Here is a 26,241-nt window from a genome sequence, read left to right as displayed (position 1 = left end):
TTATCTTGTTACAAAGGCGGTCTCGAATTACAATGCCGCCTTGTGAATATTTTACTCTGTTTTACATCCAATGCGGAGTTTACACAGAATTCGGGATAGAGCCTCTTTTGCTCTCCCTTTTCTCCCTGAATATCAGGGATTATTCTGCGTCATTGCTCGGCGTAACAGGGCGAAAGTCCTCCTGGACCCCTTCATTGAGGTCAAAGCACATGGTTTTTGCGTCGGCAACCCAGAAACCGCGCACCTTGTAACGCTTGCCGGGAATCCAGTCCTCGCCGGTGACAGCGCGAAGCGGGTCAAGCAGATTCTTGTTGGAGATAGTAACAACACCTTTCTGTTCGCCTCTCGGCTTGGAGAACTTGAAGCCCTTCGGTTCGTTGCTCTTGCAGGAACGGATCGCAAATACCCTCGCTTTCGCATCCAGCAGACACAAAACAAAGGCGGGATAGCCCAAGTCCTCAAGCACCTTCTTGGTGATGGTCACGCCATTCTGATTCAGGAATATATCCGGGTAGGCGTTGATGTTGGAGTCGATGGTTTCAAAGTTCAAAGCGGAAAAATCAAAGTTCATAGTTAAAATCCTTTCATTTCATGGTGTTTTGCGCCTCATCCACGTTTTTTATAAACTCCTGACGCTCCATAAAAGACCACCGGGAATCCATAATCAGATAGCCCTTGAAAAGACCATCTTTCACGCGGTATGCGACGAAGCGATTGCTTAGACGGCGCAATGTAGCTCGTTTGGCTGTGCTGTGCCGCTCTGACAGCAACTTTTGTACCTTGATCCAATCCTCTTTTTTGATAATCGCTGTGTGGTGATTTTCCTTGAAATACATATTCAAATCCGTATTTTTGACAGATTTATGGGTGCGAAAATCCTTGGTATAGGTTTTCTGCATCAAAGCATCACCGCAGTATTTCTCATTTCGGAGGATGCTGCGGACAGTACTGGCAGACCAGAGATCGTTCCCCATTGGAGATTTGATACCCTGTTCCGTCAGCGCAGCGGCGATTTCTGCCGGGGTTGCGCCCTCCAAGCAGCTTTCATAGATGTACGCAACAATTCTTGCCTCGGTCGGCTCAATGACATGAAGGACTACGGCTACGCATGGGCTGGCGTTCTTCCCGCTGGACAGGAAGCGGCTGAGAAGGCTTTGGAAAAGGGCTGCGAGGTTTACCGTCTCTATTCGGATAACACCGAGGGCTTGTGCGTGGATACAAAGGAGATTGCCGATCATGCGGCAAAGGGCGGAATGCTCGGTATCAGCAAGGAAAGTTGGATGGTGGCTCTTGAGAAGGAAAACTACCTCAAGGCGGCGGAGATGTCGATGGAGGATGACTACGGCATGATTGATGGGATCATCAACAACGGTCTGAAGGAGGACAAGACCGCAGAGGTCAAAGCCCCCGAAACCGGTGAGAAGTCCTCCATCATGGACAGGCTCAAGTCTGCAAAGGCAGAAAAGCAGGAGGAATGCTGCTCTCCCAAAAAGAACAAAGGAGAGATTGAGCTGTGAGCAGAAGTCAGAAATGGCGGCAGGAGTGGTCGTTCTTCATAGTAGACAGCGGACGCCGGAAGTATAACCGTTTCTGCGTCCGCTGCGTCCATAGCTGCAAGCAGAGCTTCCGCGCGGATCTCATCGCCTGTCCGCACTTCTCACGCAAGGCATCGAGGTGTAGACAGTTAGGGGTCGAAAAAGCCTGTGATTGCAAGCCTCAGAGCGGCGCAAATTGACCAGCCTAAGTGCTTGTATTCCCTGCGTGGTTTCATCTTTAGCGCGGAAATAAGTGTCGATTTCGGCACTTGTTTGAATGCCCGGAAAACGAACCAAGAGCCTCTGTCGATGCCCGGTTTGGGTATCGGCAGAGGCTCTTTTTTTATGACATATTCAAAATTGCGGACAGCAGCTCTTGAACCTGTTGCCGGTATTCCGGCTTTATATCCGAAATACGTCTGGCAAGCGCAAGGGCTTCCGCTTCTGGCTCGTCAGTCCCAAAGATATTCGGTCCGCACTGACGCCGAGCAAACGGCAAAGGCGCTGCAAGGCTTCAAGAGAGATACCGGAAGCACCACGCTCAATAGCACTCAGGTGATTCGGCGTCATGCCAAGCATTTCTGAGAGCGTGTCCTGCGTATAGCCCGCCTGTTCTCTTGCCACTTGAATATTGCCGCCGATTTCAATATTGATGTCCTTCTTCTCGCGCATAGCCTCACCACCTTTGCATTTAGTGTACCTAACGGCGGTGTCATTATCCACGGTGCGCCGTCGTTGATTTTGCTAACGACATTGCGTTGACTGTCCGTGATGAGGGTGATAGAGTGGAGCTACCTACCAAAAGCCGGTAGGTAGCCCGGTCGTCCTATATAGATAGGGTAAGTAACCTGCCCCTCCGGGTTGTCCATTCTTTGTTCAATCAATTTTAGGAGGGATTCTTATGGACAAAGTAAATGGAAAGCTGACAATATTTTTTTGAGGAGCCGTTTGGGGTGGGGATCTTTGATCAGTTAGGGCTAAAAATAGCCGTTGACCTGTTCTTTGTAGGAAGAACGGACAAGGTTGAGACGATGGCGGGTCCTCGCAAAATTTGACTTTTATGTTTGAATCACTATAAAGGTAAGCTGCCGCCCATCTTGAGCGGCAGCTTGCTTTTTATAGAATCTACTATCCCTGATATCTTATTCTTTCTACCAGCGTTTCCTTTTTCAGGTTACTGCTTAAAACACAGGAAAGCACAATTTGTAGAATACCAACCAGAAGAATCATAACAAGAATCGGGATAAGAGGAACGTGATAAACGTTCATTCCAAAAATCCCATTATGCTTCGCATAGGAAAACAGTGCATAGCCAAGGGGCAGACCGGCAGCAAGTGCGACGCAGATGGTGCCAACCGTAAAAATCAAGCCCTGTATTTGTAAGCTCAGATTCAACTGCTTATTGGTCATGCCTACCGCTTGCAGCACACCGTATTCCTGCTTCTTCGTGGTGATATTGATGATCATGGTGTTTGCCAGATTCATAAACCCGATGAGACCGACAATTGCCATGAACAGATAGCAGCCAAGCTTCATCATACGGCTTGCGTATTCTGCAGATTGTAACTGTGCATGATAGGTATCCATTTTTATATGCGAAGTATTAGAAATCAAAGTATTCAGACTCTGTTCCACAGATGCCACATCTTTTTTAGCACAATCCACCCACAGGTATCCATAAGATGTCCCTCTCGGATTTACAGAGCGGTATACTTCTTCTGGAATGACAAGATAAGTGTCCGCGCTTACAAAGGAGCCTGCGATTTTTCCATGATAGGTATAGGTTCCGCTTCCGTTATCAAAGTTGAATGTAATCGGTGCACCCGCAGAATATCCGTCAGCTTCCATCCACATGGACCAGCCAAAGAAAACATCCCCGTTTTTGACAGCCTGTGCATAGTCCATGGAACCGATATCGCCATCCCCGCGCATCATTTCAAAATCCTCTTGATTTACGATTGCAACCGGAAATTTTGTTCCGTTCAAATCTGCAGAGACGATTTCTCTCGTCAGTACATCCGTTACACCGGGGATGGATTTGATTTCTTTAATCAAAGAATCATTCAGTGGGTTGTTCTGTAGGATTGTGTCCAGATTATTCTCCGAATAGGCTTCATCATAATTCTGGGAATAATCCAGCTGCAACTCAAATTGTCCATGATTAACGGAAAGACGTGCTTCATGCTCCGTGTCAATATTCCCAACATAATTAGAGATAATTACAAACAATACGCAGGAAAGCCCCATGGTAAGAATCGTAGCAATGGTTCTTTTCGGATTGCCTGTCACATTTGCCATTGCCATGGAGGAAACGGTGACATCTTTTCTGCCTTTTCGTCTGCCCTGTTTTTGCGTTTTGGAGCCGCCAAGATACCGTGTCGCTTCGATGGGTGAAATCCGGGAAACAATTTTCATGGGTTTGCGCAGAGCCAAAACGACCGTAAGAAACGATACAAAAATGCAGATGAGCATAATTGTCAGTGAAAACAGAGGCACCTGATGGTTCTTCATTCCGGACGATACCAGATTTCCCTGCTCCACCAGCCAGTTGAAGCTGACTTTTGCAATCAGGAAACCAAACAGCAGCCCCAGCGGTATCGAAGGAACCGCCAGAAGAATGCCCTCACGAAAGATCAACTGCTTCATCTGCTTTCTGGTTGCACCCAGCGCCTTGATTTTTCCGTACTCCTGAACCTTCTGGGCGATCCCGACCTGGAAGATATTATAAATGACCACAACGGAAAACAGCACGATTCCGAGGATCAGGGTTCCACAAACCACAATCATTTCATAGCTCGGCTGCAATACCCACTGCAGGTAGAGGTCATTGATGATCACGTTTTTCTGGTCAATGCCGCAGTAATCCGCGATTTCTTTTATAACAGGCGCAACATTATTCATAGATACATTTGCAGAATCGCTCAAGGTAAAATAGATATTATATTGCCTGTCACCCTCCGCAACACGCTCATTATAAAAATCCTGCGAACCGAATACAACATAGGAAGCCTCGATGGTATATTCATCCCGGTCATATAAAATCCCGCTGACAGTAAATTCCACCGGTGCGTATTCCGACTGCATACCGGAACGGTACTCCAATGTTACGGTGTCTCCGACCTTTACATCATGGTATCCCACTGCATCAAAGAAAGCGCGTCCTGCGGCAATTTCCTGTGCCTTTTCCGGATAGGTACCTTCCTCCAACACATATTCCTGATTATAGGGAAGCATTTTCCTGACCGTTTCATCCGCACTGACAAAGCCGCCATTTTCATTTCCTTTCAGGATGCCCTCCGTACACATGATGCCGATATCAGATATCTCAGCTCTGCGTTCCACTTCTTTTAATTGCGTACCATCTGCGGCGATAAACAGGCCGTAGTTGCTTCCGTATGAGCTTGCAGACTGATCCTTCTGTAAGAGGATCAGTCCATTTCCAATTGTACTGATAATGACCAGAAGCATGGTAGTCAGGCAAATCGCCGTCATAATGAGGACACTTCTTGTCCGATTTCTTTTGTCGTTGCTGAATGCAATTTTGCTGATCGTCCTCAATTAAAATCCACCACCTGTCCATCCTCGATGACTAAAATACGGTCAGCAACCTGCGCGATCTCATCATCATGGGTAATCATTACAATCGTCTGTCCATATTTTTTTGCGCTCATTTTCAGCAGCGCGATCACCTCGTCACTTGTCTTGGAATCAAGATTTCCGGTTGGCTCGTCCGCAAGCAAAATCTCCGGTCTGTTTACCAAGGCTCTTGCAATCGCAACGCGCTGCTGCTGTCCTCCGGAGAGAGTATTCGGAAGATTATGAATCCGGTGTTCAAGACCCAGTGTGGTGATAATATCATTGACATAAGCTTTATCCACTTTTTTTCCGTCAAGCCCCAACGGAAGAACGATATTTTCCCACACATTGATGGAGGATACCAGATTGAATGCCTGAAATACAAATCCGATCTTTCTTCTCCGGAAAACGGCAAGCTGATCCTCCTTCATGGAATACAGGTCCTTGTCAGACAAGATCACGCTGCCGCTGGTTGGTGTATCCAGCCCGCCCAGCATATGCAGCAGGGTACTTTTTCCGGAGCCGGATTTTCCGACAATGGCGACAAATTCTCCCTGCCCAATCTGGATATTCACATGATTGACGGCTTTGACCTGATTTTCCCCCGTCCCATAAAATTTGCAAAGCTGATTCGTTTCTAATATCACGCCCACTCCAATGGCCTCCTTTTCTTATTTACCAGCATTGTATCAAAGGAACCTTTCATTTCACTTTCAAAAAGAGAGCAGAAGTCTTACAGATTTGAAAGACTTCTGCTCATCATCTCTACGAAAGTCCATTCTCCGGCAGCTGAATCAAAAAGGTACTTCCTTTTCTGACTTTGCCGGAGGCTACCGTGATTGTCCCACCATGCTGCTCAATAATCTGTCTGGACAGATACAGACCGATGCCAGTTCCGCTCTTTTCGCGGACTTCCGGCGCAGTCCCTCTGTAAAACCGCTGGAATATTTTATGGTATTCACTCTGCGGGATTCCGATTCCCTGATCCTCGATCTCAATTCTCACAAAGCCGGTTCTTTTTTGTAGACGGATCGTGATTTTTGAATGTTCTGGGCTGTATTTGATGGCATTGTCCAAAACGTTAATGATTGCTTCTCCAAGCCAACGTTTATCCTGCATAAGTGCACAATGCTCCAGTGATTCGTTGCAGTCGAAAATAAGTTCTATCCCTTTCTCCGCTGCCTTTGGATACGTTCGGTTTACTGCGGAGATGATCGTATCCATAATGGGAAGTGTTTTCTGATCAAGCTGAATCAAACCTGTCTCCAGTTTGGATATTTCCAGCAGAGACTGCAACAATGTTTCCAATCCGTCCAATGCACTCCGGCAGCGGATGCGAAATTCCTGTTGCTCCGTCTCACTCAGATTGTTCCGCAGCAATATGCTAAAGCAGGTATCCAAGGCTGCAACCGGGGTTTTAAGCTGATGGGAAATGTCGGATACCATTTCCTTTGTGCTTTCCTTCTCCGCTCTGGCTTCCTCTTGCAGCAGCTGGATATGATGTCCGATTGCTTCAAGCTGAAATTTCAGTCTTTCCTGCCCGACATGATCTTCTGTGTCCGGCACTGCCTCAAAGTGATTTTCCCGAAATGCAATCAGGATTTGCTCTATCTGCTCCAATCGTTTCCGACTTTCTCTCGCCTCAGCTTTCTTCCGGTAAAACAGGAACGTTAGCAAAGACAGACATAGCACTGCACTTGTACAGCCGGTTATCATGATATTCTGCCGGAAGCGCACATAAAACGAAGTCCCTTTGTTTTCCCAGTACCCGTATTGCTCTAATAATTGCTTACCTTGTTCATTGGCTTGATGGTCGTTTCCTTTCAGCCATCCTGCGGCAACATCCATGCCGGTGGTCTCTGCGCCCGCCGCAACTTCTGTCAGGATATCCATTTTACATTGATAATCCTGATAATATAAATAGGTGGTAAAGCAGTTCAATACCGCAAAAAAGAGTAGAACCGGCAGCACCAGTGACAAGGCATCAACCCACTTTTTACGATGTCGTTTCGTCACTGACTTACCTCCTGATTCCATATATACCCAAGACCTCTGATATTCTTTATATAGACCGGTGCAGCCGGATTGTCTTCGATTTTCTCACGGAGTCTTCTGATGTTCACAGCTACCGTATTTTCATCCATGAAATCACCATCCAGATCAAACACGTTTTCTAACAGCTGTGTTTTTGAAAGAATCTGTTTCGGGTTTTGAAGAAAAAAGGACAGCATTTTCAGTTCATTCTTCGTAAGGCTTATTTCTCTTTCCTTTACGAACGCCCTCATCTCTCCGGGGATAAATACGATATCCTTTGAATGAATTTTGGGAGTTCCGGGTTCATTCTTTCTGCGGCGGAAATGAGCCTCGATTTTCAGAAGAAGTACGGAAAGGCTGAACGGTTTCGTCATATAATCGTCCGCACCGGCTTCATATCCCATGACCTGATCTGTCTCCTGATCCAACGCGGTAAGACAGATAATATATACATTTTGACAATTCCGCATCCATCTGACAAGCTCTAATCCGTTTCCATCCGGAAGATTCACATCACAAATGGCAACATCCACAGTATTATCACTTGCAATTCTTTTCGCTTTTTTCACTGATTCTGCTGAAAAAACCTCATATCCGGATTTTTTCAGTGAAAAAGTGATTCCACGATTCAAGTTTTCATCGTCCTCAACCACAAGGATATTTGGCATAATTCAAACCACCCTTCCGTCTTAGCTATATATGTTAAACGTTACATCAAATACTGCAAATGCTTTTGTTGATGCAGGCGAATTCTGCATTCCTGTTGGCACATGATTTTCCGCAGGAAAGTATAGTGTGCTATACCTTTGCTTCCGGCTGACGCGGAAAAGGGACCGCATTCGCCCTCCCTCCCCAAAACTAATTTTATTATATTCAATAAATTTCAGGAGCTGTGTCTCGGAAAAACGCGGGATCGGGTACAGCATGATGTGGGTTTTGTCACCACGAGGCATTTTTGTTCCTTTTGCCCCTGACATGACATAATCGAAGAATCCATCTTGAAACATGATGGATTTCAGAAGGTATGCGTACTTCTTGTCCAAGGCTCTAAAACACAGGACGTCGGCGTTACACCCGCCCGAAGTTGTTGCGAACCACATCCTTTTGAAATATGGACGGATGTTGCTAACAAGCACGTCCTCCGCTTGAAAATATGTCACTCGCTCTGAAGAATCAGTCGTGCCAAAGGAAGCAACACCTTGCTCGTCCGGCAGAATGTTTTCCGTTGAGACATGATGCGGCTCATTTTTCGTTTTCGGCGGGCTTCTTGATATACTTGCCGTTTTTGATTCTCGCGTCCGCCGGCTTCTCTGCGTCCTCTGGAATCCCCCAGACCGAGCCAATGCGGATCGCACCGGGGACGCGCCCCTCGCCGCACAAAATCTGAATACGGCGAGTGGATATACCCCAGCGTTCGGCGGTTTGCGTGATAGATAAATACTTCATGGGCGGTACTCCTGTTGCAGTTCAGTTCTGCGTCTGCTTATAAAATCACAGTATAACTATAATCGTCAAAGCGAATAAAAGCAAGAGCTTTCCGGAAAAGCCCAGAAAGTATCTACAACTTAAAAATCAAGGGTTTGGGGCTTCCCCAAAAATCAAAATGGGCGTATCGGCTGCAAGGCTGAAACGCTCATTTTTCCGGTGTGTACGGACACCGGATGTGCTTGCTACTCTCTCAAATCTCATATCCGCAAATACAACGCGCTCCCGCTTTTGCAAAAGCAGGGGCGCATATTTTTTGAAAATCTTTCGTTTCGATACCTGCGTTTCGACGAAGAAATGTCCGTTGTAAAGTGAGGGGCAACGAATCGCCAATGCCCTCGTCTTCAAAATTTTCTTTTCGTCACTACCAAGTTTTTGAGAAAAAATGTCCGTTGTATTGTGAAAGGAGTGTTTCAATATGCCAGACCGCACGCGACCCATCCGCAAAGAAATCTGCCTGAATGAGCAGGAACTGAATCTCATCCAGCACAAGATGCGCCAGTTGGGGACGCACAACTTCGGCGCGTATGCCCAGAAAATGCTGATTGACGGGTACATCATCAAGGTCGATTACACCGAGCAGAAAAAGTTAGCTGCCGCTGTGTCCACGATTGCAAGCAGAGTTTCCGGGCGGTTGTCGTTATTTGTCCGCATTATCAGTCAAAGAGGGCAAAAAAGGGTGGCACAGCTGCGTACTCCCCTCGCGGACCTGACAGAAAACCGCCATAGCAGCCGTATCACACCAGACCAGAGAGGATGTGATGAAAAATCTATTTCAACCTGAACACCACATTGCCGCCGTTCATTCCCTTGCCGCGCTTCATGTTGGCGGGCGAATATTCCATCAACGCCAAACTGCTATATGGGCTGCTCCTCAACCGCACTATGCTTTCCCAGAAAAACGTCTGGGTGTCCGAGGATGGGAATGTGTATGTGATCTATACGATCAAGTAGATGGCGGATGACCTTGACCGGAGTGAGCGGACGGTCAAAACCGCCCTGCGGGAACTGGAAAATGCCGGGCTGATCACCCGCGTACGTCAGGGCTGGAATCAGGCGAACCGCATCTTTCTGCAAATCCCGGACAGGGTGCAGGTTTCTTCCCGTCCAGAGGGCAATATCTGCCCAATGGACGTGCAGGATTCTTCCACTTGCATGGGGCAGAAATTGCCCACAAGTAATACTGATGCAGAGTATAAAGAACATAGTAAGACCGAACCGATGACAGCTTTTTCAAAATGCTGTATCTGGCAATGATCGACATCACGAAAAAGTGGACCGGCCGCAGACAGGACTGGAGCATGATTCATGCCCAGCTGGCAATCTATTTTGAAAATCGGATGCCTGATTAACAATCCGGCTCGAAGGGCAAGGTGCGCTACGCCGCCGGCGAGGCTCCAATGGACGAGGGTGCCACTTGACTTCCGCCCCCGTTGGCGTCATGTTCCTCGTAATTCTCAATGTCATCCGTGCGCTGCGCGTGCACAATCAGCAGGATTGCTGTATAATAAGCATTGACAACTCCCACTCATAGGAGAATAATAGTCTACGAGTATAGAGCAAAACTGTCGACGGCACGAAGCCGCGAGGAGATATAGATATGACATTGGATAAATTGAAACCGCATGAAAGTGCAAAAATCACCGGAGTAGGCGGAAGCGGAGCCTTACGCCATCACCTGCTCGATATGGGACTGACGCCGCAGACCGAGGTCACGCTGCAGAAGGTCGCTCCGATGGGTGATCCGGTGCAGTTTGCGCTGCGCGGCTATGAATTGACCCTGCGCCTGGATGAAGCGCGGAAGATCGAAGTCGGCACACCGTATCAGCGAACAAAAAAGCCTTCCGCCGGACAGGTACGCCACCGTCCTGCGGCGCACCCCGGCATGGGCGAGCTCAGGAAATCCAAGGACTACCACATTTATGAGCACGCCAAAGCCGCGGCTGCCGATAAAAAACTGACATTTGCGCTTGCCGGCAATCAGAACTGCGGCAAAACGACGCTGTTCAATCAGCTGACCGGTGCCAACCAGCATGTCGGCAATTTTCCCGGTGTTACGGTGGACCGTAAGGACGGCACGATCCGCAGCCATCCGGAGGCAACCGTTACCGACCTGCCCGGCATCTATTCGCTGTCGCCGTATTCCAGCGAGGAGATCGTAACCCGCAGCTTTCTGCTGGACAACAAGCCGGACGGCATCATCAATATTGTAGACGCGACCAACATTGAGCGAAACCTCTACCTGACCATGCAGATGATGGAGCTGGGCATTCCGATGGTGCTGGCGTTGAATATGATGGACGAGGTCCGTGCAAACGGCGGCACCGTCCATGTAAATGAGCTTGAACAGGCACTCGGCATTCCGGTAGTGCCGATTTCGGCCGCAAAGAACGAGGGCATTGATGAGCTGATCGACCACGCGATCCACATCGCCCGCTATCAGGAAATACCCAGAGGCATCGACTTCTGCCAGGACAGCAGCGACAAGAACGATCCGGTCGCCGCTGTTCACCGATGCATCCATGCAACCGCCCTGATGATCGAGCCGAATGCCAAACGAGCCGGTCTGCCGGTACGCTTTGCCGCCACCAAGCTGATCGAAAAGGACCCGCTCATCGAAAAGGCGCTCGCGCTGTCCGATGACAATCGCTCCGCTTTTGACCAGATCGTATCCGTCATGGAGAAGGATTCCGGTCTGGACCGCGAAGCGGCGCTGGCAAACATGCGGTTCAGCTTTCTGGAAAACCTGTGCAGCACAACAGTCGTCCGCCCGCACGAGAGCAAAGAGCATAAACGTAGTATGGCGATCGACCGCTTTCTGACCGGCAAATACACCGCTATCCCTTGCTTTGCCGGTATCATGGGTCTGATCTTCATCATGACCTTCAGCTGGATCGGCGCATGGCTGTCCGACGGCATGACCGTTCTGGTCAATGCCTGCATTTCGTGGTTGGATGCCGGGTTATCCGCCCTGCAGATCAATCCCGTTGTTCACTCGCTCGTTGTGGACGGCATCGCAAACGGCGTTGGCAGCGTACTAAGCTTCCTGCCGACCATTGTAACGCTGTTCTTTTTCCTCTCGATTCTGGAGGACACCGGCTATATGGCGCGTGTGGCCTTTATCATGGATCGGCCGCTCCGCAAGCTGGGACTGTCCGGCCGCAGCTTTGTGCCGATGCTGGTCGGCTTCGGCTGCTCGGTTCCGGCCATTATGGCTACCCGCACACTGTCCAGTGAGCGTGACCGCCGCATGACGATTTTACTTACCCCGTTTATGAGCTGCTCGGCCAAGCTGCCCATCTACACCATGATGATCAGCGCCTTTTTCCCCAGGCGGTATCGTGCGCTTGCTATGATAGGCCTGTATCTGTTCGGCATTCTCTGCGGCATCCTGTATGCGGTCATTTTGAAGGTCTCCCGCTTCAAGGGCGAACCGGTTCCGTTCGTTATGGAGCTGCCGAATTACCGTCTGCCCAGTGCCAAAAGTGTTGTGCACCTTATCTGGGAAAAGGCAAAGGGCTTTATCCAGAAGGCATTTACCATCATCTTTGCCGCTTCTATCGTAATCTGGTTCCTGCAGACCTTCGATGCACGCTTTAATGTGGTGTCTATGCCGGAAAGCAGCCTGCTGGCTGCGCTGGGCAGCATTTTTGCACCACTGTTTGCACCGCTCGGCTTTGCGGACTGGCGTGTGTCCACCGCCCTGATTACCGGCTTTACCGCAAAGGAAAGCGTTGTATCCACGCTGACGCTGCTGCTTGGCGGCGAGGTATCCAGCATCGGCACCCTGTTTACGCCGTTTACCGCGGTCGTATTTCTGGTATTCGTGCTGCTCTACACCCCTTGTGTTGCGGCAATCGCCACCGTAAAGCGTGAGATGGGCAGCACACGGGCTGCCATCACGACTGCGCTGACCCAATGCGTGATTGCATGGCTCATTGCCTTTGCCGTCCGCTGTATCGGTCTTGCATTTGGTCTGGCATAAGGAGGCACAGTATATGAATCTCCCCACTATTTTGATTCTGGCATTGATCGGCATCGCGCTGTTTGCCGCGCTCCGTTCGATGAAAAAGCATCCGTCCGGCTGTTCCGGACACTGCTCCGGCTGTCCCGTGCAATGCAAAAGTGAAAAACACAAATAAAACAGCAGCCTGTCCGTTCCAAGAGCGGACAGGCTGTTGTTTATCGGTTTCTGAAAAAAGAGGGCAGGCATTTCTGCCCACCCTCTGAATAGTCTCAATTACTTGTTGAAGTAGCGCTTCAGCAGGCCCTCGAAAGCCTTGCCGTGGCGAGCCTCGTCGCGTGCCATCTCATGTACGGTGTCGTGGATAGCGTCGAGGTTCAGAGCCTTAGCGCGCTTTGCCAGATCAAACTTGCCGGCGGTTGCGCCGTTCTCAGCGTCTACACGCATCTGCAGGTTCTTCTCGGTGGAGTCGGTTACAACCTCGCCGAGCAGCTCTGCGAACTTAGCAGCGTGCTCTGCTTCCTCGAATGCAGCCTTCTCCCAGTACAGGCCGATTTCCGGATAGCCCTCGCGGTGTGCAACGCGAGCCATTGCCAGATACATACCAACCTCGGAGCACTCGCCCTCAAAGTTAGCACGCAGGTCAGCCATGATGTCCTCCGGAGCGCCCTGTGCAACGCCTACAACGTGCTCAGCAGCCCAGGTCTTTTCGCCAGCCTGCTCCTTGAACTTCTCAGCCGGTGCGTGGCAGATCGGGCACTCTGCCGGAGCTGCTTCGCCTTCATATACATAACCACATACGGAACAAACAAACTTTTTCATGATTTTTTCCTCCTGTATCGTTGAACAAATTTATTTTTGAGGGGGCAGGAAACGATCCATTGTTATCGAACAAAGCTGATCGCGCAGAGATCGGTTGATCTCCGAGAACACGCGATGAAAATCACATTCATTCTGGGTGCCCATGTGTGTGCACTGGAACTCATTGGCAAGGCAGTGGTTGATGGCGATCGGACCATCAATGCATTCGATGATCGCGCCGAGACTGATCTCCGATGGGGAGTGGTTCAGCTCATAGCCGCCGGCAACGCCCTTGTAAGATTTTGTAATACCGGACTGTGTCAGCTTGCGGAGAATTTTAAGTGCAAACCGGAGTGTTACGCCGGTTGCCTCGGAAATATCCTTCGCGCACTGCTTTTCGCCTGCAAGTGCCAGACAATAGGTCACACGAATTGCATAATCCGCTTCATGTGTGATTCTCAAATCGTTCCTTCCTTTCTCTCCTTGGAACAACTTTAGTATAACCGTGTTGTGCCAAAATGTCAATAGGCTTTTGTAAAAATAAATAATATTTTTTATTTGATAATAGTTATCAATAAGCAACTTGTTTTTTGAATCAGATTAACTATACCAGATAAGGACAGTATACCATGGCGGGAGACTTTTGTCTATCGGTTCAGGAATGGAGGATGGAAAATGAACGTGGAGATTCAGCATTCTTCATTTATTCATTTGTATTGTGCGATACGATGGGGAAATGCGCTTTGAATCTTTGCACCGATTTCATTCTGTGCGCTTGTACTGTATAATAGGTAATGCAAAATGCAAGTACGAAAAATTTTCCCTTTCACAAAACCATTTGCTGCACCGAACCGTCTAATAGATGAAAGCCGCAGACAGGAAGCGTTTTTGACGAAACCTGTCTGCGCTGTCCGGACGCTTTCGGAAAGGAGAATTCGCTTATGATGGATAGAGAGCAATTTACCTCCGCGGTGCTGGCAGCCGAGCCTACGCTGTACCGCGTAGCGAAAACCATGCTCCGCAGCGAGCATGACTGTGCAGACGCGGCGCAGCAGGCAATCCTGCAGGCGTGGGAGCAGCTGGATTCGCTGCGCAGCACGCGGTATTTCAAAACGTGGCTGGTCCGTATACTCATCAACGAGTGCAGCACGATATTGCGCCGTCAGCAGCGGCTTGCGCCGTATGATGCGGCTGCTGCAGAGGCGATACCGGCGCCTGCGGCTGATGATCACAGCGACCTGTATGCCGCCATCACCGCACTGGAGGAAAAGCTGCGCCTGCCGGTGGAGCTGTACTACTTAGAGGGCTTCAAGACCCGTGAGATTGCCGGAATGCTCGGCATACCGGAAAACACGGTCAAGACTCGTCTCCGAGCGGCAAGAGAGCATTTGCGCAAGGACTTGAAAGGAGCGTGCTTCGCATGATGAACCATAATGATTTCCCGAAAATGACCGAAGAATTTGACCGCAGTGTCCGCAGGGCGCTGGACAGCCTGCCCGAGCGAGAAAGCAAGCCGGTACGCCGTTTCTCAGCGAAGAAAATCGTCTGCACCGGACTGGCGGCAGCGCTGTGCATCGGCGGAACCGCATTCGCCGCGAATGCACAGAGCTGGTTTCCACTGCTGTTTCCGAATGGCGGAGACGCGAATCTCGAAGGGTATGTACAGACGGCGGACAGCACCAGGCTGACCGACGAGAACGAGCATTACCGTCTGTCGGTGGAGTCCGTGCTGTTTGACGAGAGTGCGGGTACGGGTGTGATCAGTCTGCACCTTGCAAACAAAAAGCAGGACGGCGTAAAGCCGTTCACGCTGGCGCACCTGATCGACAGCTATCAGAACAAGCCAGACATCACATGGTCCACGCTGTCCTCGTGCTATGCCGAGGAGGGACAGCTTGATTTCGAGGTCATGTACGGCGACAGCGGCTTCTGCGGCAGTGAATTTTATCTTGATACCGCGCGTTCGACCGACAACGACTACTATTTTGAGGGCGCATTTGCGATTTCAAGCGATTACAGGCAGGGAGAGCCGCTCCGTCTGGAGGCGCTCGAGCCGGGTAAAACGACCGTGCGTGCGGACGGAGCGGGTACCGCAAAGACGGTTCTGGCGGTCGATCTGCCGGAATTTCAGCAGATGCCGTACCTGACGAGCGCAGACGGTGATGTAACTCTGTCGCAGATCGGCATTCGCATCCGCAACGCGGATATGCACTGCACGGTGGATGATGTGGATACGCTGAGCGTGCAGCTGAAGGACGGCTCGGAGTACGTTATTCTGGATGAAAACGCCGATATCGATCGGACATTGTACACTTACGGTTTCAATTCCACCGAGGACACCGACCGTATCGACACCGAGATTGCGGTGCTTGCGCGTGCATTTGACCTGGATAATGTGCAGTCGGTCACCATCAACAGCGAGGTATATCCGCTCTCGTGATAAACGGCAGGATAGAGCAAAACAGACCGCAAATGCGGTCTGTTTTGCGTTTATGCAGTGAAAAGCTGTGCCCAGTATGCGGTTCCGTTCACAACGGTACAGCCGACGCCGATCGAGGTGAAGCTGCTGCTGAGAATGTTCGCGCGGTGGCCGGACGAGTTCATCCACGACTGCACAACAGCCTCCGGCGTGCTCTGACCATAGGCGATGTTTTCGCCGGCACGCGCGTAGGAAACGCCGGCCTCGGTCAGCGCGGTAAAGCAGGATGCGCCGCTCGGGCGCGTGTGCGAAAAGCTGGTTTGCAGTTCTCCGGCGCGGGTCTGCGCCGCCTGCTGCACCGTGGTGCTGATGGTCAGCGCGGGCAGTCCCTGTCTGGCACGTTCGGCGTTTACCAGCGAGACCACCTGCGCGGCGTAGCTGCTGTTCGCGGCGGTGCTTTGTGAGGGCTTGCTCGCCAAAGGACGGCTGACCGTCTGCGTGTAATTCGGACGCACGACGAACGAAAAGCGGTTCTGCTGCAGATGTGCGGCTTCTGCAGCAGTGGTGGATGCGATGACAAGCGCAAGTGCCAGCGGCACGAGTCTCTTGAACTTCATAGGTAGATACCTCCTTGGATTTTGCGGGAAATTCCCATGCACCGTATGATAGCGGGTTTTGTAACCGTTTTGCAATGGAAATCCAAGGAGAAACTGCCGGAATACGGCAAAAACCGACCGAAACAGGGAAAACTCGGTCGGTTTGGTGAATTTTATCCCAGCTTTTCGATGTCGTACAGGCTGTTCAGCACGAGCCACAACTGCGGAAAATACCGCATGATATTCCAGATGCTGACGCCTGCCAGCTGATATTCTCCGGCAAGCGCCAACTTGGCACGGATAGAACGCGCATCCTCAAACCAGACCTCGTGCTCGGCACGGTCGCGCCAGTAGTTGTAGTGCGGAGACTGTGCCGTGGCATCATAGCGAATCGGCGCACCGACCTGAATCGCCTGCTCGACGGCCTGCACGTTGCCCAGACTGCGGGCGTGCGACTGTCCCTGCACATAGGGCAGCGCCCAGTCGTAGCCGTAGTTCGGGATGCCCATGAACAGCTTATCCGGCGGCACCTGCGACACGGCAAACCGCACGACCTGCTCTACCTTGTTAATCGGCGCGACCGCCATCGGAGCGGACAGCGCATAGCCCCATTCATAGGTCATCAGCAGGGCACGGTCCGCCGCAGAGCCGAGCGCGGCATAGTCGTGCGCTTCATACAGAAGACCTTGCTGCGCGGCGGAGGTTTTAGGTGCGAGTGCCGCGAAGACCGTGTATCCGGCAGGCGAGAGCCGCTCGCGGACCGAGCGGACAAATGCGGCATACGCGTCTGCGTCCTCCGGCGGCACATACTCGAAATCGATGTCCACACCGGCGAAGCCCTGCATGGCAAGCACCTGTGCCAGATTTTCAATCAGCGCCGCGCGAGCCGTCGGGGTGTTCAGCAGCCGGTGGGCACGTTCGCCGGAGAACTGCCCGTCCTCGCCGAGTGTTGTCAGAACGAGCAGGGGCTTTACCTGATACTGCCGCGCCATGCGCACGAGCAGCTCGGCAGAGAACGGTAAAATGCGTCCTGCGTTGTCAAAACCGACGGAAAATACGGATAAGTACGTCAGATAGGGCAGTGTCCGGCGCAGAACGCGCAGGTCGATGCTCGGATAGGCGTAGCCGTTCACCGCAAAGCGTCCCAGCTTGTTTCCATAGCTGAGTACAAGCATCTGCCCCGGCTGAATGCGGTCGGTGCCGCCAAGCTGCGGATTGTTCTGCCACAGCTGCATCACGGTTGTGCCGTTCTGCGCGGCAATGCTGCCGAGCGTGTCGCCGCGGCGGACAATGTACGTCTTTTCCGGCTGCGGAACAACGATGGTCTGCCCGGGCGTAAGCCGGTACGGCTCGTGCAGCTCATTCTGCTGGATGAGGAACGGCAGGGGAACACTGTGCAGCTGTGCAATGCGGTACAGCGAATCACCCGGCTGAACAACATGGATCACCATAGAAAAACCACCTTTCTTCCTGCATTTTATGCAGGGGAAAGGTGGTTCTGTGAATGGAGAGTTAGGGTATCGCGCAAGGATAGCGACATTTTCCATTCTCCATTTTCAATTATAACAGAATTGCCGAGCCAATCGATACGATAAGTGCCGTCAGCAGACCGGCAACGCCGATCGCCAGACCGGAAATTGCGCCTTCGGTCTCACCCAGCTCAATGGCACGCGAGGTACCGACTGCGTGAGCTGCCGTGCCGATGGACAGGCCCATCTGCACCGGATTGCGCACGCCGATGCACTTGAGGAAGGTCGGCAGGATGATCGCGCCGATGATGCCGGTGATGACAACCGCAATCGCGGTGATGGAGGTTACGCCGCCGAGCATTTCGGCTACCGCGACCGCAATCGGAGTTGTTACCGATTTCGGCACGAGAGAAAGCGTCGTGCTTTCGCTCAGACCGAACAGATGGCTGAAGAGCAGTACGCTGCCGATGGATACCATCGAGCCGACGAACGCGCCGAGCAGGATGGGCAGCAGGTTTTTCAGCAGTACATCCAGCTTGCGGTAAATCGGGATCGCAAGCGCTACCGTTGCCGGTGTCAGGAAGAACGAGATCAGCTTGCCGGATTCCTCATAGGTCTGATAGGGGGTGCCGGTTGCGATCAGCAGCGCACCGACCAGAATCGAGGCAATCAGCAGCGGATTGCAGACCGCAGAACCGGTTTTCTTTTGAATCTCTACGCCAAGCGCATAAAAACCGATGGAAACCAGCAGCCAGAACTGCGAGGAGGAGAGAAGATCAGTCATGGTCGAACGCCTCCTCGGTTTCACGGTGCTGCAGACGGAACACGATATGTACGGTCAGTGCGGTAGCAGCGGCAGTACACAGCGTGGTCAGCAGGCAGACGGCAAGGATGGCAAGTGCTTCGCTTTTGATGTCGTTCCAGATTTCCAGCACGCCCAGCATGGCGGGCAGAAAGAAAAATGCCATGTTCTGCAGCAGAAAATCCGCTACGCTCTCTACATGGTGCAGACGAACCGCACCGAAGATGAGCAGGGCGAGCAGCAGGGTCAGACCGAGCACGTTGCCGGGCAGCAGACCGCGGAGTAAAAGGGAGAGCAGTGAGCCGCCGACACAGCAGGCAAGCAGCACACCGAGTTGCTTCATGTGTTTCAAGGTTTTTGCGCTTCTTTCTCGTTTGCGTAGTTTTTGGTCATTGCGGCGAGCAATGTTTGGTAGATGGCCTCGGCGTTTTCCTTAAAGGTACGCTCGAGCATGGCAGCCTGTCCGTGACTGACGACGTTCATTTCCACCGCGAACACCTGCTCCATTTCCATGCGGACGGTCAGGTCGTTCGGGCCGTGCTCGGTGACGGCGGTGTGGATGCCGGCGTCGCGCCGGATCTGGCGGACGACACGCAGCGCAGAGCGCTGTGCGGCTTCGCGGACCGGATAGGGAAGCTGCTTCTCGAAAATGCGGGTAGCCTCGCGTCCCTTTTCGGTGATGGTGTACAGGGTTTCTCCTTCGTCGGGTATCTCCTCGATGTGCCCGGTCGGGACCATCTCGTAGAAAGCCTCGCTCAGCTCGAAGTAGCCAAAGCCTTCGTCACACCAGGTCGTTAAGTCCACAATGGTGCTGAAGCTGACCGGAAATGGCAGCAGATCCATGGCGAACAGGACCAGAAACTTGATATCCTCTTTGGTATGGATAAAACCGTAGCGAACCATATGCGCGATGCCTCCTTCTCTTTCCCGGCAGGGCGAAACGCCGTTTTCGTCAGTGCTTTTCATAGTATACTACTCGGCAGGGCAAAATGCAATCGGCTGAAATGACAAAGAATATTATATAGAACGGCAAGAATTATACTGTAAAAAAATCAGCAGATACAAGGCGAACAAATGTGCGATTTTTTGATAATCTCCTATTGAACATAAAAAATGAATGCGGTATACTTATATCGAGATTATGTCGAAACGAGGAAAAAATCATGCCGGAAGTTGTTCTGCGTCCTGCAGAGGAAGAAGATATTGCCGAGATGCTTGCGCTGTATGCGCCGTATGTTATTCAAACCACTGTGTCGAGCGAGTACGATGCTCCTTCGATAGAGGAGTTTACCCGCCGGTGGCGCACCTATACCCAAAAGCTGCCGTGGCTGGTCTGCCGTATTGACGGCGAGGTCGTCGGCTATGGCTATGCTGCGCCGCACCGTACCCGCGCCGCCTATCAGTGGTCGGTCGAAACATCTATCTATGTTGCGCAGGAGCGGCATCGTCACGGTATCGCCGGTGCGATTTACGCCGCGCTGTTTGAACTGCTGGCGATGCAGGGATACTATAATATCTACGTCGGCATCACTTCACCGAATGAGCGGTCGATGAAGTTCCATAAAGCCATGGGCTTTATCATCTCGGGCGCATATCAGGAGAGCATGTATAAATTCGGTCAGTGGCGCGATGTCCTCTGGATGGGCAAGAGCCTGCGTCCGCATGACGGCGCACCGCAGCCGACCGTTCCGTTCCCGGAGATTAAGGACAGTCCGCTGGTAACCAGAGCGCTCAATCAGGCGGTGGAGAAGATTCATTTTTAATGGAGAATTGAGAATGGATAATGGAGAATTAAGGAAACGCCGCGAAGCGGCGTATTAAACAATCGCGCAGAGTGCGATACTGCTTTCAATCTTCAATTCTCCATTCTCAATTTTGCACAGGGGGGGGGAATACAGATGCCGGACAACCCGCATATGGGTCACCGACAGCGCATGCTGGACAAATTCCGCCGGTTCGGACTGGAGATTTTCAGCGACCACGAGGTGCTGGAGATGCTGCTGTATTTTGCGGTGCGGCAGGGCGATACCAACCCGACAGCACACCGGCTGATGCAGCGGTTTGGTTCACTGCATGCGGTGCTCGAGGCAACCGAGGACGAGCTGCAGACGGTCGAAGGCGTCGGTCCGCGCTCGGCGGAGCTGCTGCACCTGTGCTTTGCCCTGTTTCACCGTTATCAGGCGGATGTGGCGAAAATGGAGCAGTTTACCGATAAACTGAACACCTATGACCGCATCGGCGCATATTTCGTGCCGCAGCTGTGCGCCGAGCGGGAGGAAGTGCTGCTGGCCGCCTATGTGGATGGCGCGGGACGTGTGCTCAAGTGCGAGGAGATCGCACGCGGCGGACATGCGCGGGTGCAGGTGGACAGCTACAAGATTGCCCGCGGCGCCTTGATGGCCGGTGCGGCAGGCGTTGCGCTGGCGCATAATCATCCGAACGGCACGCCGACACCCTCGCAGGAGGATTTTGATATGACTGACCGTCTGCAGCGCACGCTCTCCGAACTGGGGTTGGAGCTGGTCGATCACTGCGTTGTGGCACGCAGCAATTTCACATCTATCGGTCGATTAAGAAGCGGCAGCTTGCGAAAAAGATACTGAGTGGCAAAAAAGGAGGTACGCTCTGTGCCGGAATTTAAGATACACAGCCCCTACCAAATGGCAGGCGATCAGCCGGAGGCGGTAGCCAAACTGGTGGAGGGCATCAACAACGGTCTGACCGAGCAGACGCTGATGGGCGTTACCGGCTCGGGCAAGACGTTCACCATGGCGAACATCATCGAGCAGACCCAGCGCCCGACGCTGGTGCTCGCGCACAATAAAACGCTGGCCGCACAGCTCTGCACCGAGCTGCGCGAATTTTTTCCCGAGAATGCGGTAGAATATTTCGTATCCTACTACGATTATTACCAGCCGGAGGCGTATATCGCCTCGACCGACACCTATATTGAGAAGGATTCCGCCATCAATGATGAAATCGACCGTCTGCGTCACTCTGCGACCTCGGCGCTGAGCGAACGGCGCGATGTTATCATCGTGTCCTCGGTTTCGTGCATTTACTCGCTCGGCGACCCGATCGACTACAAGAGCATGGTCATTTCCATCCGTCCGGGCATGGAGATGAGCCGCGAGGAGCTCATCCACCGACTGATAGACATTCAGTACGAGCGCAACGACATTGCGTTCGAGCGCAACCGCTTCCGCGTGCGCGGCGACACGGTGGAAATCTGGCCGGTATACTCGGACGAGGATGTTGTCCGTATCGAGTTTTTCGGTGATGAGGTGGACCGCATCAGCCGTATTAACCCGCTGACCGGCGTTTCTCTCGGTGAACTGGGGCATATTGCTGTTTTTCCGGCGAGCCACTACGTTACACCCAAGGAAAAGCTGGAGGAAGCCATCAAGGACCTCGAAGAAGAACTGGAACAGCGCGTAAAATACTTTGAGGAAAACGGCAAGCTGATCGAGGCGCAGCGTATCGCGCAGCGCACCCGCTACGACATTGAAATGCTGCAGGAGATCGGTTTCTGCTCGGGCGTCGAGAACTATTCGCGCGTGCTGTCGCGGCGTGCGCCGGGAAGTGCGCCGTACACGCTCATCGACTATTTCCCGAAGGATTTTCTGCTTATCGTGGACGAGAGCCACGTCACGCTCCCGCAGGTGCGCGCCATGTACCACGGCGACCGCGCCCGCAAGGAAAGTTTGGTCGAAAACGGCTTCCGCCTGCCGAGCGCATATGACAACCGCCCGCTCAATTTTGACGAGTTTAACGACCGTCTGAACCAGATTGTGTATGTTTCTGCAACGCCTGCCGAGTACGAGCTGTCGCGCTCGGGTCAGGTGGTCGAGCAGGTCATCCGTCCGACCGGTCTGCTTGATCCGGAGGTTGTTGTCCGTCCGGTCGATGGCCAGATCGACGATCTCATTGGTGAAATCAACGCTCGCACAGCCAAGGGAGAACGGGTTCTGGTCACCACGCTCACCAAGAAAATGGCCGAGGATTTGACTGATTACCTCGAAACCGCAGGCATCAAGGTGCGCTACATGCACCACGATGTTAAGACCATCGAGCGGCAGGAGCTGGTGCGCGATCTGCGTCTCGGCGTGTACGATGTGCTTGTCGGCATCAACCTGCTGCGTGAGGGACTCGATATTCCCGAGGTATCGCTGGTTGCCATCCTCGATGCGGACAAGGAGGGCTTTCTCCGCTCGGAGACCTCGCTCATCCAGACCATCGGCCGCGCCGCCCGAAACGAGCACGGCATGGTCGTGCTGTATGCGGACAGCATCACGCCTTCGATGAAGCGCGCGATGGACGAAACCGAACGCCGCCGCGCTTTGCAGGATGCGTTCAATAAGGCCCACGGGATTATCCCCAGGTCTGTGCATAAAAAGGTGCAGGATGTTATCGAGATCACCTCGAATGTGCCCTCGAGCAGCAAAAAGAAAATGCGCTCCAAGGGCGAAAAACAGCAGGAGATCGCCCGCCTGACCCGTCAGATGAAGGAGGCCGCGAAGATGCTCGAGTTTGAGATCGCGGCACAGCTCCGCGACCAGATAAAGGCGCTGGAATCTAATTAGTAATCAGGAATTCATTAGGAGTTATGGGCGCTTCCGCGCCGGTGCAGCAGCAATAAAGGAAAATAAAAATGCAGGAATACATTCACGTTAAAGGTGCGCGAGAGCACAACCTAAAAAACATCGACATCAAGATACCGCGCGACAAGCTGGTGGTTCTGACCGGCCTGTCCGGCTCGGGCAAATCGTCGCTGGCGTTCGACACCATCTATGCCGAGGGCCAGCGCCGCTACGTCGAGTCGCTGTCGAGCTATGCGCGGCAGTTTCTGGGCCAGATGGACAAGCCGGATGTGGACTACATCGATGGTCTTTCGCCGGCCATCTCTATCGACCAGAAGACCACCTCGCAGAACCCGCGTTCGACGGTCGGCACTGTCACCGAGATCTACGACTATATGCGCCTGCTGTGGGCGCGCATCGGCACGCCGCACTGCCCGAAATGCGGCAAGGAGATCCACCAGCAGACCATCGACCAGATCATCGACCGGCTGATGGCGCTCGAGGAAAAAACGCGCGTGCAGCTGCTCGCGCCGGTCATCCGAGGCAAGAAGGGTGAGCACAACAAGGTATTTGAGGATGCCCGCAAGCAGGGCTATGTCCGCGTGCGCGTGGACGGCGAGATTCACGACCTGTCCGAAGAATTTAAGCTGGCAAAGACGAAAAAGCACAACATCGAGATCGTCGTTGACCGTGTTGTCATCCGTCCGGATGCCCGCGGGCGCATCACGGATTCGGTCGAAACCGCCTCGGCACTGTCCGGCGGCCTTGTCATCGCGGATGTTATCGGCGGTGAACCGCTCACGTTCTCGCAGAACTATGCCTGCGACGACTGCGGCATTTCCATCGAGGAGCTCACGCCGCGGATGTTCTCGTTCAACAACCCGTATGGCGCGTGCCCGGTGTGCACCGGTCTGGGCATCCAGAAGCGCGTTGACCCGGACCGCGTCATTCCGAACCGCCATCTTTCGATCAAGCAGGGCGCTATCCGCGCCTCCGGCTGGGGGAACGCCGACACGGGCAGCATCGCGGCGATGTACTACAACGCACTCGGCAAAAAGCACGGCTTTACGCTGGAAACGCCCATCGAGGAGTTCTCCGAGCAGGCGCTCGACGAGCTGCTGTACGGCACGGGCGACGAGCCGCTCGAGCTGTCGGTCAGCCGCATTTCGGGCGGCGTGATGCGCCAGCCGTTCGAGGGCATCATCCCGAATCTGGAACGCCGCTACCGCGAAACCAACAGCGAGTGGTCGCGCGGCGAGATCGAAGAGGTGATGAGCGAAAGCCCATGTCCGGCGTGCCACGGCCGCCGTCTGCGCCCGGAGGTGCTGGCGGTCACGCTCGGCGGGCTGAACATCGCGGAATTTGCGGAAAAGTCGGTCGTTAAGGCGATGGAGTTCCTCCACACGCTCAAGCTGACCGAAATGCAGCACAAGATCGGCGACCGCGTTATCAAGGAGATCATGGACCGCCTCGGCTTTTTGCAGTCGGTCGGACTGGAATACCTCACGCTCTCGCGTTCGTCCGGTACGCTGTCCGGCGGCGAGAGCCAGCGCATCCGGCTGGCAACGCAGATCGGCTCGTCGCTGATGGGCGTGCTGTATATCCTCGATGAGCCGTCCATCGGTCTGCACCAGCGCGACAACGACAAGCTGCTTGCGACCCTGGGGCGGCTGCGCGACCTCGGCAACACGCTCATCGTGGTCGAGCACGACGAGGACACCATGTTCGCGGCTGACCACATCGTAGACATCGGCCCGGGCGCGGGCCGCAACGGCGGCGAGGTCGTGTTCGAGGGCACGATAGACGAGCTGCTGAAAAGTGATAAATCCATCACCGGACAGTACCTTTCGGGCCGCAGATTCATCCCTGTGCCCGAAATTCGGCGCAAGGGCAACGGCAAAACGCTGACCGTCAAGGGCTGCGCGGTGAACAACCTCAAGCACACGGACTTCACCATCCCGCTCGGCACGCTGACCTGTGTCACGGGTGTTTCTGGCTCGGGCAAGTCCTCGTTTGTCAATGAGATCCTGTATAAGAAGCTGGCCGCTGAGCTCAATGGCGCAAAGACCCGTGCAGGCGCGCATGACGAGTTCATCGGCATCGAAAACCTTGATAAGGTCATCGACATCGACCAGTCGCCCATCGGGCGCACGCCGCGCTCCAACCCGGCGACCTATACGGGTGTGTTCAACGATATCCGCGACCTGTTTGCCAAAACGGCGGACGCAAAGGCGCGCGGCTACAGCGCAAGCCGTTTTTCCTTCAATGTCAAGGGCGGCCGCTGTGAGGCCTGCTCGGGTGACGGCCTGCTCAAAATCGAAATGCACTTTCTGCCGGACGTTTACGTTCCCTGCGATGTGTGCAAGGGGCGCCGCTATAACAAGGAGACGCTCGAGGTGCGCTACAAGGGCAAAAACATCTACGAAGTGCTGGATATGACGGTGGATGAAGCGTGTGAGTTCTTCGCCAACGTGCCGAAAATCGCACGCCGTCTGGAAACCATGCGTGAGGTCGGTCTGGGCTACGTTAAGCTGGGGCAGTCCTCCACAACGCTCTCCGGCGGTGAAGCGCAGCGCGCCAAGCTGGCGACCGAGCTGTCCAAACGCTCGACCGGCAAGACCATTTATATTCTTGATGAGCCGACCACCGGTCTGCATGTCGCAGATGTCCACAGGCTTGTGGATGTTCTGCAGAAGCTGGTGGACGCAGGCAACACGGTCGTTGTCATCGAGCATAATCTGGACGTTATCAAAACGGCGGACTATATCCTCGACCTCGGTCCCGAGGGCGGCGACGGCGGCGGTCGACTGGTCGTTTGCGGTACGCCGGAGGAGGTTGCACAGTGCGAGGGTTCGTATACCGGACAGTATCTCGGCCCGATTCTCGCCCGCAAAAACGGCAGAAAACGCGATAAATAAAGTCGAAATATGTAATAAAACAGGTGTTTCTTAGCGAGACACCTGTTTTTTCTGTATTTGAT

Annotated in this window: 27 protein-coding genes and 2 pseudogenes; 13 read left to right on the top strand and 16 right to left on the bottom strand. The window is 53.0% G+C overall.

What is annotated here, in order from left to right; genetic code table 11:
• Nucleotides 1-139 precede the first annotated feature (139 nt).
• Entirely contained in the window at nt 140-571 is a 432-nt protein-coding gene (locus tag IEY11_RS10500) for a hypothetical protein (protein WP_118478214.1), read from the bottom strand.
• A gap of 13 nt (nt 572-584) precedes the next feature.
• Complete coding sequence (locus tag IEY11_RS10495) at nt 585-1,085, bottom strand: recombinase family protein (RefSeq protein ID WP_279289189.1); 501 nt, start codon at nt 1,083-1,085, stop codon at nt 585-587.
• Between IEY11_RS10495 and IEY11_RS10490 the strand changes: the two are divergent.
• Nucleotides 1,080-1,517: pseudogene (locus IEY11_RS10490) on the top strand (DUF4316 domain-containing protein); the annotation flags it as partial. The gene IEY11_RS10495 and the pseudogene IEY11_RS10490 overlap by 6 nt on opposite strands.
• Nucleotides 1,518-1,937: 420 nt before the next feature.
• Here IEY11_RS10490 and IEY11_RS10485 read toward each other — a convergent pair.
• The 7 genes from IEY11_RS10485 to IEY11_RS14655 all read right to left on the bottom strand — a co-directional run bounded on the left by IEY11_RS10485 (nt 1,938) and on the right by IEY11_RS14655 (nt 9,047).
• Nucleotides 1,938-2,207: a helix-turn-helix domain-containing protein gene (locus IEY11_RS10485; RefSeq protein WP_243022604.1), complete on the bottom strand. Its 270-nt coding sequence runs from the start codon at nt 2,205-2,207 to the stop codon at nt 1,938-1,940.
• A 456-nt stretch (nt 2,208-2,663) separates the two neighbouring features.
• Nucleotides 2,664-5,093 carry an ABC transporter permease gene (locus IEY11_RS10480; protein ID WP_188886497.1) on the bottom strand — a complete coding sequence of 810 codons (2,430 nt, stop codon included), beginning with the start codon at nt 5,091-5,093 and terminating at the stop codon, nt 2,664-2,666.
• Nucleotides 5,090-5,764: an ABC transporter ATP-binding protein gene (locus tag IEY11_RS10475; RefSeq protein WP_117489470.1), complete on the bottom strand. Its 675-nt coding sequence runs from the start codon at nt 5,762-5,764 to the stop codon at nt 5,090-5,092. Before IEY11_RS10475 ends, IEY11_RS10480 begins: the two co-directional genes overlap by 4 nt.
• Before the next feature lie 112 nt (nt 5,765-5,876).
• The gene (locus tag IEY11_RS10470; RefSeq protein WP_243183993.1) at nt 5,877-7,127 is read right to left on the bottom strand and encodes a sensor histidine kinase; all 1,251 of its coding nucleotides are present in this window, start codon (nt 7,125-7,127) and stop codon (nt 5,877-5,879) included.
• On the bottom strand, nt 7,124-7,813 hold the full coding sequence (locus IEY11_RS10465) for a response regulator transcription factor (RefSeq protein ID WP_188886495.1): 690 nt from the start codon (nt 7,811-7,813) through the stop codon (nt 7,124-7,126). Before IEY11_RS10465 ends, IEY11_RS10470 begins: the two co-directional genes overlap by 4 nt.
• Nucleotides 7,814-8,387: 574 nt before the next feature.
• A complete protein-coding gene (locus IEY11_RS10455) occupies nt 8,388-8,591 on the bottom strand; it encodes a DNA-binding protein (protein WP_119980059.1) in 204 nt (67 codons plus the stop codon).
• A 126-nt stretch (nt 8,592-8,717) separates the two neighbouring features.
• Complete coding sequence (locus IEY11_RS14655) at nt 8,718-9,047, bottom strand: hypothetical protein (protein WP_188886493.1); 330 nt, start codon at nt 9,045-9,047, stop codon at nt 8,718-8,720.
• 1 nt (nt 9,048) lies between these two features.
• On the opposite strand from IEY11_RS14655, the gene IEY11_RS14930 reads away from it, so the two are divergent.
• From IEY11_RS14930 to IEY11_RS10420, 6 genes and pseudogenes are all read left to right on the top strand, one after another.
• Nucleotides 9,049-9,414 carry a plasmid mobilization relaxosome protein MobC gene (locus IEY11_RS14930; RefSeq protein ID WP_243183992.1) on the top strand — a complete coding sequence of 122 codons (366 nt, stop codon included), beginning with the start codon at nt 9,049-9,051 and terminating at the stop codon, nt 9,412-9,414.
• 38 nt (nt 9,415-9,452) lie between these two features.
• Entirely contained in the window at nt 9,453-9,584 is a 132-nt protein-coding gene (locus IEY11_RS15245) for a replication initiator protein A (RefSeq protein WP_407926652.1), read from the top strand.
• Nucleotides 9,585-9,887 (top strand): helix-turn-helix domain-containing protein, encoded by a 303-nt coding sequence (locus tag IEY11_RS10435; protein WP_188886491.1) that lies wholly within the window; start codon nt 9,585-9,587, stop codon nt 9,885-9,887.
• Nucleotides 9,848-9,982 (top strand): annotated as a pseudogene (locus tag IEY11_RS15310) (IS256 family transposase); the annotation flags it as partial. The gene IEY11_RS10435 and the pseudogene IEY11_RS15310, both read left to right, overlap by 40 nt.
• Before the next feature lie 248 nt (nt 9,983-10,230).
• Nucleotides 10,231-12,615, top strand: coding sequence for a ferrous iron transport protein B (feoB, locus tag IEY11_RS10425; protein WP_188886490.1), 2,385 nt, complete (start codon nt 10,231-10,233; stop codon nt 12,613-12,615).
• Nucleotides 12,616-12,628: 13 nt separating this feature from the next.
• Nucleotides 12,629-12,772 carry a FeoB-associated Cys-rich membrane protein gene (locus tag IEY11_RS10420; RefSeq protein WP_116704689.1) on the top strand — a complete coding sequence of 48 codons (144 nt, stop codon included), beginning with the start codon at nt 12,629-12,631 and terminating at the stop codon, nt 12,770-12,772.
• Nucleotides 12,773-12,870: 98 nt separating this feature from the next.
• On the opposite strand, the gene IEY11_RS10415 is transcribed toward IEY11_RS10420, so the two are convergent.
• Nucleotides 12,871-13,416: an NADH peroxidase gene (locus IEY11_RS10415; RefSeq protein ID WP_110435265.1), complete on the bottom strand. Its 546-nt coding sequence runs from the start codon at nt 13,414-13,416 to the stop codon at nt 12,871-12,873.
• Nucleotides 13,417-13,446: 30 nt separating this feature from the next.
• On the bottom strand, nt 13,447-13,857 hold the full coding sequence (locus IEY11_RS10410; protein ID WP_118285485.1) for an RrF2 family transcriptional regulator: 411 nt from the start codon (nt 13,855-13,857) through the stop codon (nt 13,447-13,449).
• Nucleotides 13,858-14,336: 479 nt separating this feature from the next.
• On the opposite strand from IEY11_RS10410, the gene IEY11_RS10405 reads away from it, so the two are divergent.
• Together IEY11_RS10405 and IEY11_RS10400 are read left to right on the top strand one after the other, a co-directional pair.
• The gene (locus IEY11_RS10405; RefSeq protein ID WP_243183990.1) at nt 14,337-14,819 is read left to right on the top strand and encodes an RNA polymerase sigma factor; all 483 of its coding nucleotides are present in this window, start codon (nt 14,337-14,339) and stop codon (nt 14,817-14,819) included.
• Complete coding sequence (locus IEY11_RS10400; protein WP_188886489.1) at nt 14,816-15,835, top strand: hypothetical protein; 1,020 nt, start codon at nt 14,816-14,818, stop codon at nt 15,833-15,835. Before IEY11_RS10405 ends, IEY11_RS10400 begins: the two co-directional genes overlap by 4 nt.
• Nucleotides 15,836-15,885: 50 nt before the next feature.
• Here IEY11_RS10400 and IEY11_RS10395 read toward each other — a convergent pair whose 3' ends face one another.
• The 5 genes from IEY11_RS10395 to IEY11_RS10375 all read right to left on the bottom strand — a co-directional run bounded on the left by IEY11_RS10395 (nt 15,886) and on the right by IEY11_RS10375 (nt 19,584).
• A complete protein-coding gene (locus IEY11_RS10395; protein ID WP_188886488.1) occupies nt 15,886-16,431 on the bottom strand; it encodes a CAP domain-containing protein in 546 nt (181 codons plus the stop codon).
• 152 nt (nt 16,432-16,583) lie between these two features.
• Entirely contained in the window at nt 16,584-17,861 is a 1,278-nt protein-coding gene (locus tag IEY11_RS10390; protein ID WP_188886487.1) for a glycosyl hydrolase family 18 protein, read from the bottom strand.
• A 109-nt stretch (nt 17,862-17,970) separates the two neighbouring features.
• Nucleotides 17,971-18,663, bottom strand: a complete 693-nt coding sequence (locus IEY11_RS10385) for an LrgB family protein (protein ID WP_117489444.1) — start codon at nt 18,661-18,663, stop codon at nt 17,971-17,973.
• A complete protein-coding gene (locus tag IEY11_RS10380) occupies nt 18,656-19,024 on the bottom strand; it encodes a CidA/LrgA family protein (protein ID WP_147357269.1) in 369 nt (122 codons plus the stop codon). Before IEY11_RS10380 ends, IEY11_RS10385 begins: the two co-directional genes overlap by 8 nt.
• Before the next feature lie 5 nt (nt 19,025-19,029).
• Nucleotides 19,030-19,584 carry a DUF4364 family protein gene (locus tag IEY11_RS10375; protein ID WP_188886486.1) on the bottom strand — a complete coding sequence of 185 codons (555 nt, stop codon included), beginning with the start codon at nt 19,582-19,584 and terminating at the stop codon, nt 19,030-19,032.
• A 260-nt stretch (nt 19,585-19,844) separates the two neighbouring features.
• On the opposite strand from IEY11_RS10375, the gene IEY11_RS10370 reads away from it, so the two are divergent.
• The 4 genes from IEY11_RS10370 to uvrA all read left to right on the top strand — a co-directional run bounded on the left by IEY11_RS10370 (nt 19,845) and on the right by uvrA (nt 26,179).
• Nucleotides 19,845-20,444, top strand: coding sequence for a GNAT family N-acetyltransferase (locus IEY11_RS10370; RefSeq protein WP_188886485.1), 600 nt, complete (start codon nt 19,845-19,847; stop codon nt 20,442-20,444).
• A 135-nt stretch (nt 20,445-20,579) separates the two neighbouring features.
• On the top strand, nt 20,580-21,284 hold the full coding sequence (locus IEY11_RS10365; RefSeq protein WP_117489438.1) for a JAB domain-containing protein: 705 nt from the start codon (nt 20,580-20,582) through the stop codon (nt 21,282-21,284).
• A gap of 57 nt (nt 21,285-21,341) precedes the next feature.
• On the top strand, nt 21,342-23,264 hold the full coding sequence (uvrB, locus tag IEY11_RS10360) for an excinuclease ABC subunit UvrB (RefSeq protein WP_243183995.1): 1,923 nt from the start codon (nt 21,342-21,344) through the stop codon (nt 23,262-23,264).
• A 68-nt stretch (nt 23,265-23,332) separates the two neighbouring features.
• Entirely contained in the window at nt 23,333-26,179 is a 2,847-nt protein-coding gene (gene uvrA, locus IEY11_RS10355) for an excinuclease ABC subunit UvrA (protein ID WP_188886483.1), read from the top strand.
• The last annotated feature ends 62 nt before the right edge of the window (nt 26,180-26,241 follow it).

It is taken from the genome of Butyricicoccus faecihominis (assembly GCF_014648015.1).
Taxonomy (GTDB): domain Bacteria; phylum Bacillota; class Clostridia; order Oscillospirales; family Butyricicoccaceae; genus Agathobaculum; species Agathobaculum butyriciproducens.
The sequence above is the reverse complement of the archived record's forward strand: the minus strand, read 5'-3'. Positions and strand labels throughout refer to the sequence as shown.

Coding starts and splice junctions, on each gene's coding strand:
- IEY11_RS10390 (WP_188886487.1), bottom strand. CDS start 17,861: ATGGTGATCCATGTTGTTCAGCCGGGTGATTCGCTGTACCGCATTGCA.
- IEY11_RS10380 (WP_147357269.1), bottom strand. CDS start 19,024: ATGAAGCAACTCGGTGTGCTGCTTGCCTGCTGTGTCGGCGGCTCACTG.
- IEY11_RS10405 (WP_243183990.1), top strand. CDS start 14,337: ATGATGGATAGAGAGCAATTTACCTCCGCGGTGCTGGCAGCCGAGCCT.
- IEY11_RS10375 (WP_188886486.1), bottom strand. CDS start 19,584: ATGGTTCGCTACGGTTTTATCCATACCAAAGAGGATATCAAGTTTCTG.
- IEY11_RS14930 (WP_243183992.1), top strand. CDS start 9,049: ATGCCAGACCGCACGCGACCCATCCGCAAAGAAATCTGCCTGAATGAG.
- IEY11_RS10500 (WP_118478214.1), bottom strand. CDS start 571: ATGAACTTTGATTTTTCCGCTTTGAACTTTGAAACCATCGACTCCAAC.
- IEY11_RS10385 (WP_117489444.1), bottom strand. CDS start 18,663: ATGACTGATCTTCTCTCCTCCTCGCAGTTCTGGCTGCTGGTTTCCATC.
- IEY11_RS10365 (WP_117489438.1), top strand. CDS start 20,580: ATGCCGGACAACCCGCATATGGGTCACCGACAGCGCATGCTGGACAAA.
- IEY11_RS10455 (WP_119980059.1), bottom strand. CDS start 8,591: ATGAAGTATTTATCTATCACGCAAACCGCCGAACGCTGGGGTATATCC.
- feoB (WP_188886490.1), top strand. CDS start 10,231: ATGACATTGGATAAATTGAAACCGCATGAAAGTGCAAAAATCACCGGA.
- uvrB (WP_243183995.1), top strand. CDS start 21,342: ATGGCAGGCGATCAGCCGGAGGCGGTAGCCAAACTGGTGGAGGGCATC.
- IEY11_RS15245 (WP_407926652.1), top strand. CDS start 9,453: ATGTTGGCGGGCGAATATTCCATCAACGCCAAACTGCTATATGGGCTG.
- IEY11_RS10400 (WP_188886489.1), top strand. CDS start 14,816: ATGATGAACCATAATGATTTCCCGAAAATGACCGAAGAATTTGACCGC.
- uvrA (WP_188886483.1), top strand. CDS start 23,333: ATGCAGGAATACATTCACGTTAAAGGTGCGCGAGAGCACAACCTAAAA.
- IEY11_RS10420 (WP_116704689.1), top strand. CDS start 12,629: ATGAATCTCCCCACTATTTTGATTCTGGCATTGATCGGCATCGCGCTG.
- IEY11_RS10415 (WP_110435265.1), bottom strand. CDS start 13,416: ATGAAAAAGTTTGTTTGTTCCGTATGTGGTTATGTATATGAAGGCGAA.
- IEY11_RS10435 (WP_188886491.1), top strand. CDS start 9,585: ATGGCGGATGACCTTGACCGGAGTGAGCGGACGGTCAAAACCGCCCTG.
- IEY11_RS10395 (WP_188886488.1), bottom strand. CDS start 16,431: ATGAAGTTCAAGAGACTCGTGCCGCTGGCACTTGCGCTTGTCATCGCA.
- IEY11_RS10465 (WP_188886495.1), bottom strand. CDS start 7,813: ATGCCAAATATCCTTGTGGTTGAGGACGATGAAAACTTGAATCGTGGA.
- IEY11_RS10370 (WP_188886485.1), top strand. CDS start 19,845: ATGCCGGAAGTTGTTCTGCGTCCTGCAGAGGAAGAAGATATTGCCGAG.
- IEY11_RS10485 (WP_243022604.1), bottom strand. CDS start 2,207: ATGCGCGAGAAGAAGGACATCAATATTGAAATCGGCGGCAATATTCAA.